Annotated in this window: 3 protein-coding genes and 2 rRNA genes; all 5 read right to left on the reverse strand. The window is 54.2% G+C overall.

The genetic code is table 11. The features are described from left to right. Positions 1-57: 57 nt before the first annotated feature. Complete coding sequence (gene aceA, locus NR195_RS09420) at positions 58-1,359, reverse strand: isocitrate lyase (protein ID WP_010672196.1); 1,302 nt, start codon at positions 1,357-1,359, stop codon at positions 58-60. 17 nt (positions 1,360-1,376) lie between these two features. Next, positions 1,377-2,975, reverse strand: coding sequence for a malate synthase A (gene aceB / locus NR195_RS09425; RefSeq protein WP_256844443.1), 1,599 nt, complete (start codon positions 2,973-2,975; stop codon positions 1,377-1,379). 263 nt (positions 2,976-3,238) lie between these two features. Continuing rightward, a complete protein-coding gene (gene metA / locus NR195_RS09430; protein ID WP_010252696.1) occupies positions 3,239-4,168 on the reverse strand; it encodes a homoserine O-succinyltransferase in 930 nt (309 codons plus the stop codon). Between the two features lie 179 nt (positions 4,169-4,347). Continuing rightward, a 5S ribosomal RNA gene (rrf, locus tag NR195_RS09435) occupies positions 4,348-4,463 on the reverse strand. Positions 4,464-4,674: 211 nt separating this feature from the next. Then, a 23S ribosomal RNA gene (locus NR195_RS09440) occupies positions 4,675-7,229 on the reverse strand; the annotation flags it as partial.

Raw genomic sequence — 7,229 nt, forward strand, 5'->3', positions numbered from 1 at the left:
GCTCCGGTAAACGCCCGCCCGCGGTTTGCGGACGGGAAATCAGTCAGAGGAAAAGGGTCAGAACTGATGCTCTTCGGTCGAACCGGTGAGCGCGGTGACCGAGGACTTACCGCCCTGAATGATATTAGTCACCTGATCAAAATAGCCGGTGCCCACCTCCTGCTGATGCGAAGAGAAGCTGTAACCGCGATCGCGGGCAGCGAACTCAGGCTGCTGAACCTTTTCAACATAGTGACGCATCCCTTCGCCCTGGGCGTAGGCGTGGGCCAGATCGAACATGTTGAACCACATGCTGTGGATGCCCGCCAGCGTGATGAACTGGAAGCGATAGCCCATGTCGCTGAGCGCCTGCTGAAACTTCGCGATGGTGCGGTCATCGAGGTTCTTCTTCCAGTTGAACGACGGTGAACAGTTGTAGGCCAGCAGCTTGCCGGGGAAACGCGCATGAATGGCGTCGGCAAAGCGCTGCGCCATCGCCAGATCCGGCGTTGAGGTTTCACACCACAGGATGTCAGCATAAGGTGCATAGGCCAGCCCGCGACTGATCGCCTGTTCAATGCCGGCGTGGGTGCGGAAGAAGCCTTCTGCCGTCCGGTCGCCCTGGATAAAGGGACGATCGTATTCATCGCAATCTGATGTAATCAGGTCAGCAGCGTCGGCATCAGTTCGTGCCAGCAGCACGGTTGGCACGCCCATCACATCGGCAGCCAGCCGTGCCGCTACCAGTTTCTGAATGGCTTCCTGAGTCGGTACCAGAACTTTGCCGCCCATGTGACCGCATTTTTTTACCGCCGCCAGCTGATCTTCGAAGTGGACGGCCGCCGCGCCCGCCTGAATCATCGCCTTCATCAGCTCATACGCATTCAGCACGCCGCCAAAACCAGCTTCAGCATCGGCCACAATCGGCAGGAAGAAATCGGTGTGCCGGCTGTCCCCCGCTTCAATGCCGCTGGACCACTGAATCTGATCGGCGCGCTGAAAGGTCTGATTAATGCGCGTCACCACTTCCGGCACCGAGTTCACCGGGTAGAGGGACTGATCGGGATACATCTGCCCCGCCACGTTGGCATCCGCCGCTACCTGCCAGCCAGAAAGGTAGATCGCTTCGATGCCCGCTTTGGCCTGCTGCAGTGCCTGCCCGCCGCTCAGCGCACCCAGGCTATTGATATACCCTTTCTTCGCCTCGCCATTCAGCAACGCCCATAATTTTTCCGCACCGCGCTCTGCCAGCGTACAGGCGGGCAAGACCGAGCCGCGCAGATTGACGACCTCTGCTGCGCTGTAAGGGCGGGTAATGCCCTGCCAGCGTGCGGTCTGCCAGAGTTGTTCCAGTTGATCGATCTGTTGAGTACGTGTCATGGCAATAACTCCTCTGTTCAGGGGATCAGGCGATAGCCTGGCAGGGTAAGAAAGGAAACCAGCTCGCGCTCGGTGGTGATCTGAGCCATCAACTGCGCCGCGTCGTCATAGCGACCGGCGCTGAAGTGGGCTTCGCCCAGCGCGTTTTGCAGCAGATGCAGCTCTTCGTTAAGCCAGCGCAGAAACAGTTCAGCTGTGACCTGCTGGCCGTTGTTCAGCATTTGCTGATGATGAATCCATTGCCAGATTGAGGTGCGTGCGATCTCAGCGGTGGCGGCATCCTCCATCAGTCCGTCAATCGGGACACAGCCGTTACCGCTGATCCACGCTTCCAGATATTGCAGCGCAACACGGATGTTGGCGCGCATACCGGCTTCGGTGCGCTCACCCTGACAGGGCGCCAGCAGCTGCTCCGCAGTGATCGGCGCATCCTCTTCCCGCATGACCTGCAGCTGGTTTGGCCGGTCGCCCAGCGCAGCGTTGAAGACCGCCATCGCGGTCTCTGCCAGACCAGGATGAGCAATCCAGGTGCCGTCATGCCCGTTACCTGCCTCCCGCTGCTTATCTTCCGTCACGCGCTGCAGTACCCAGGCATTGCGCGTGGGATCTTTAGCGGGGATCAGCGCTGACATCCCGCCCATCGCAAAAGCACCCCGCCGATGACAGGTTTTAATCAGCAGTCGCGAATAAGCGTCCAGAAACGGCTGAGACATGGTGACGGACTGGCGATCCGGCAGCACGCGATCCGCATGCTGTTTCAGGGTTTTGATATAGCTGAAGATGTAATCCCAGCGGCCACAGTTGAGGCCAACAATGTGATCGCGCAGATTCCACAGGATCTCATCCATCTGAAACACGGCGGGTAAGGTTTCGATCAGGACAGTGGCTTTGATCGTGCCACGCGGCAGATCAAACTGATCCTCGCTGAAACTGAAGATCTCACGCCACCAGGCGATCTCCTGCCAGCTCTCGGTTTTCGGCAGATAGAAATAAGGCCCGCTGCCTTTGGCCAGTAACGGCCGGACGTTGTGGAAGAAATAGAGCGCGAAATCAAACAGCCCGCCCGGAATTGCCTTCCCCTGCCAGCTGACATGTTTTTCTGACAGATGCAGACCACGCACCCGGCACATCAGTACCGCAGGGGTAGCGCCGAGCTGATAAATTTTGCCTTTGTCGCTGGTATAACTCAGGGTGCCCTGTACTGCTTCGCGCAGTGTCAGCTGCCCTTCAATCAACGTTGACCACTCCGGAGAGAGCGAATCCTCAAAGTCGGCCATAAAGACTTTAACGTTTGAGTTCAGGGCGTTAATCACCATTTTCCGATCGGGTGGACCGGTGATCTCGACCCGACGATCTTCTAAATCTGCCGGAATAGATTGAATACGCCATTCACTGGCTCTTATGGAAGCCGTTTCCATATCGAAGTCTGGCAGATAGCCCTGGTCATATTGCTGCTGACGCTGCTGGCGAGCCGATAACAGCTCTTCGCGTTGCGGTGCAAAGCGTGCGACCAGAGACTCTAAAAAAGAAACAGCCTCGGGCGTTAACAGTTGCTGTTCTGCATGGCTAAAGGGCTGGCCGAAAATCAGGGTATGTCTGATCACTGAGTCTGTCATGCTGGCGTTCTCCTGTATTCAAAGGATCGAAAGCAGCGGATCCACACGGTGTTTATTTTGTGAGCTACAGGATCAGAGCATAAGCAGTTATTTTTTTAAATCAAAAACTATTTCCATTTTTAAATATAAATTAACCTATCCTTATGTTTTATCTGCAATAAAACTTTAATCCATTAAAGGAATTGCTTTCATTTAACGTTTTAAAGGCGAAAAAAAACCGTGTTGCCATCGGCTAACACGGTTCAGTTGATCTTCAGACAGGACTATTCCAGCGTTGGGTTCATGTGACGCAGATCGAACGGCGTGATCTGGTAAACGTAGTAGTTGAGCCAGTTCGAGAACAGCAGATTGCCGTGACTGCGCCAGGTGGCGCGGGGTGGCAATACCGGATTATCCTGCGGGAAATAGTTATAAGGGACTTCCGGATTCACCCCCGCTTCATAATCGCGATGGTACTCACCAGACAACGTCAGGGCATCATATTCCGGGTGACCGGTAACAAACACCAGACGTTTGTCTTTACTCGCCATCAGATAGGCACCGGTTTGTTCCGATTCAGCAAACAGCTCAAGATCGGTGTAATCCGTTATCAAATGAGTGGGAAAATCAGCATAGCGTGAGTGCGGTGCGAGGAAATTATCATCAAAACCGCGGGTCAGTAACGCATGGGGATGCAGTATCTGATGCTCATAGACGCCAGACAGTTTGTTATGCCGGGTTTGCTTGGGAATGCCATACAGAATGTTAAGCGCGGCCTGAACCGCCCAACAGACAAACAGGGTTGAGGTGACATGCTCATTTGCCCAGTGCAGAACGCGCTGAATCTGTGGCCAGTAAGCGACATCATTAAAATCAACCAGCCCGAGTGGTGCACCTGTCACGATTAAGCCATCGTAGTTATCATGCTGGATATCTTCAAAATTGCAGTAGAAGTTGTTGAGGTGCTCAGTGGGCGTATTGCGTGACTCGCGGCTGTCGATGCGCAGCAGCTGAATATCGATCTGTAAGGGCGAGTTGGAAAGCAGACGCAGAAACTGATTCTCCGTTTCGATCTTTTTCGGCATCAGATTCAGTATGAGCACTTTAAGCGGGCGGATCTCCTGAACACTGGCGCGCGACGATGTCATCACAAAGACATTTTCGTCACGCAAAAAATTCACTGCCGGTAATTCGTCGGGAACCCTGATTGGCATAACCTGCTCACCTCTTACAACCATATAAACGTTTAGACATCTGGATGCCCAACATTAGCCTGATCGTTGTAAGATGTCGAGGTTTGATGCAGAAAATGAAAATGTTTCAGCTTAACGTGGCAAAGCGCAGACGTAAAAAAGCCCCGCACTTTCGTGCGGGGCTTCTTCACTTATTTAATGCCTGGCAGTTCCCTACTCTCGCATGGGGAGACCCCACACTACCATCGGCGCTACGGCGTTTCACTTCTGAGTTCGGCATGGGGTCAGGTGGGACCACCGCGCTAAAGCCGCCAGGCAAATTCTTTGTGCTCTGTCCTGTGTCTTTTGTGCTGATGCTGCGTTGGCCGCCCTCGCGCTACTCCGTCACATACTTCAGTATGCTCCTTCGTATCGCCCGGTTGCCGCCTTGCCTCAGCGCAAAATCCTTCGGACTTCAGTCCGCAGGACACAACTGTATCCGGTTAACAAGCTGAAAATCTGTCTCTCAAAAACGCCTCTGGCGTTGTAAGGTTAAGCCTCACGGGTCATTAGTACCGGTTAGCTCAACGCATCGCTGCGCTTACACACCCGGCCTATCAACGTCGTAGTCTTCAACGTCCCTTCAGGACTCTCAAGGAGTCAGGGAGAACTCATCTCGGGGCAAGTTTCGTGCTTAGATGCTTTCAGCACTTATCTTTTCCGCACTTAGCTACCGGGCAATGCCATTGGCATGACAACCCGAACACCAGTGGTGCGTTCACTCCGGTCCTCTCGTACTAGGAGCAACCCCCCTCAATTCTCCAGCGCCCACGGCAGATAGGGACCGAACTGTCTCACGACGTTCTAAACCCAGCTCGCGTACCACTTTAAACGGCGAACAGCCGTACCCTTGGGACCTACTTCAGCCCCAGGATGTGATGAGCCGACATCGAGGTGCCAAACACCGCCGTCGATATGAACTCTTGGGCGGTATCAGCCTGTTATCCCCGGAGTACCTTTTATCCGTTGAGCGATGGCCCTTCCATTCAGAACCACCGGATCACTATGACCTGCTTTCGCACCTGCTCGAGCCGTCACTCTCGCAGTCAAGCCAGCTTATGCCATTGCACTAACCTCACGATGTCCGACCGTGATTAGCTGACCTTCGTGCTCCTCCGTTACTCTTTAGGAGGAGACCGCCCCAGTCAAACTACCCACCAGACACTGTCCGCAGCCCGGATTACGGGCCTACGTTAGAACATCAAACATTAAAGGGTGGTATTTCAAGGTTGGCTCCACGCAGACTGGCGTCCGCGCTTCAAAGCCTCCCACCTATCCTACACATCAAGGCTCAATGTTCAGTGTCAAGCTGTAGTAAAGGTTCACGGGGTCTTTCCGTCTTGCCGCGGGTACACTGCATCTTCACAGCGAGTTCAATTTCACTGAGTCTCGGGTGGAGACAGCCTGGCCATCATTACGCCATTCGTGCAGGTCGGAACTTACCCGACAAGGAATTTCGCTACCTTAGGACCGTTATAGTTACGGCCGCCGTTTACCGGGGCTTCGATCAAGAGCTTCTCCTTACGGATAACCCCATCAATTAACCTTCCGGCACCGGGCAGGCGTCACACCGTATACGTCCACTTTCGTGTTTGCACAGTGCTGTGTTTTTAATAAACAGTTGCAGCCAGCTGGTATCTTCGACTGGCTTCGGCTCGGGGAGCAAGTCCCTCCACCTACGCGCCAGCGTGCCTTCTCCCGAAGTTACGGCACCATTTTGCCTAGTTCCTTCACCCGAGTTCTCTCAAGCGCCTTGGTATTCTCTACCTGACCACCTGTGTCGGTTTGGGGTACGATTCTGTGTTACCTGATGCTTAGAGGCTTTTCCTGGAAGCTGGGCATTTATCACTTCAGCACCGTAGTGCCTCGTCGTCACGCCTCAGCGTTAACAAGCGTCCGGATTTACCTGGACACTCCGCCTACACGCTTAAACCGGGACAACCGTCGCCCGGCTGATATAGCCTTCTCCGTCCCCCCTTCGCAGTAACACCGAGTACAGGAATATTAACCTGTTTCCCATCGACTACGCCTTTCGGCCTCGCCTTAGGGGTCGACTCACCCTGCTCCGATTAACGTTGAACAGGAACCCTTGGTCTTCCGGCGAGCGGGCTTTTCACCCGCTTTATCGTTACTTATGTCAGCATTCGCACTTCTGATACCTCCAGCATGCCTCACAGCACACCTTCGACGGCTTACAGAACGCTCCCCTACCCAACAACGCCTAAGCGTCGCTGCCGCAGCTTCGGTGCATGGTTTAGCCCCGTTACATCTTCCGCGCAGGCCGACTCGACCAGTGAGCTATTACGCTTTCTTTAAATGATGGCTGCTTCTAAGCCAACATCCTGGCTGTCTGTGCCTTCCCACATCGTTTCCCACTTAACCATGACTTTGGGACCTTAGCTGGCGGTCTGGGTTGTTTCCCTCTTCACGACGGACGTTAGCACCCGCCGTGTGTCTCCCGTGATAACATTCTTCGGTATTCGCAGTTTGCATCGGGTTGGTAAGCCGGGATGGCCCCCTAGCCGAAACAGTGCTCTACCCCCGAAGATGAGTTCACGAGGCGCTACCTAAATAGCTTTCGGGGAGAACCAGCTATCTCCCGGTTTGATTGGCCTTTCACCCCCAGCCACAGGTCATCCGCTAATTTTTCAACATTAGTCGGTTCGGTCCTCCAGTTAGTGTTACCCAACCTTCAACCTGCCCATGGCTAGATCACCGGGTTTCGGGTCTATACCCTGCAACTTAACGCCCAGTTAAGACTCGGTTTCCCTGCGGCTCCCCTATACGGTTAACCTTGCTACAGAATATAAGTCGCTGACCCATTATACAAAAGGTACGCAGTCACCCCCATAAAGAAGGCTCCCACTGCTTGTACGTACACGGTTTCAGGTTCTGTTTCACTCCCCTCGCCGGGGTTCTTTTCGCCTTTCCCTCACGGTACTGGTTCACTATCGGTCAGTCAGGAGTATTTAGCCTTGGAGGATGGTCCCCCCATATTCAGACAGGATACCACGTGTCCCGCCTTACTCATCGAGCTCACAGC

It is taken from the genome of Pantoea sp. Ft-CA_14, assembly GCF_024520875.1.
GTDB lineage: Bacteria > Pseudomonadota > Gammaproteobacteria > Enterobacterales > Enterobacteriaceae > Pantoea > Pantoea agglomerans.